This is a genomic window from Neisseria sp. P0008.S010, assembly GCF_051962715.1.
In the GTDB taxonomy this organism is placed as follows: Bacteria; Pseudomonadota; Gammaproteobacteria; order Burkholderiales; family Neisseriaceae; genus Neisseria; species Neisseria elongata.
In genome coordinates, this window is the sequence record NZ_JBQCVA010000194.1 from 1 (window position 1) to 372 (window position 372).

Annotated in this window: 1 rRNA gene; it reads left to right on the plus strand. The window is 55.4% G+C overall.

What is annotated here, in order from left to right:
- Nucleotides 1-372, plus strand: a 16S ribosomal RNA gene (locus ACTHSL_RS13185); the annotation flags it as partial.

The following is a 372-nucleotide window of genomic DNA, read 5'->3' on the forward strand; positions in this document are numbered from 1 at the left end:
CCCCTGTCACCGGGGACAAAACGTCGTATGTTAATAGCATACGGCCTGATTTAACCCGGAGAGGAAGCAGTGGCTAACTCTGTGCCAGCAGCCGCGGTAATACAGAGACTGCAAGCGTTGTTCGGATTCACTGGGCGTAAAGGGTGCGCAGGCGGCCGGGTGTGTCGGGTGTGAAAGCTCGAGGCTTAACCTCGAAACTGCGCCCGAAACTATCCGGCTAGAGTACTGGAGAGGGAGGCGGAATTCACGGTGTAGCAGTGAAATGCGTAGATATCGTGAGGAACACCAATGGCGAAGGCAGCCTCCTGGACAGTTACTGACGCTCAGGCACGAAAGCGTGGGGAGCAAAAGGGATTAGATACCCTTGTAGTC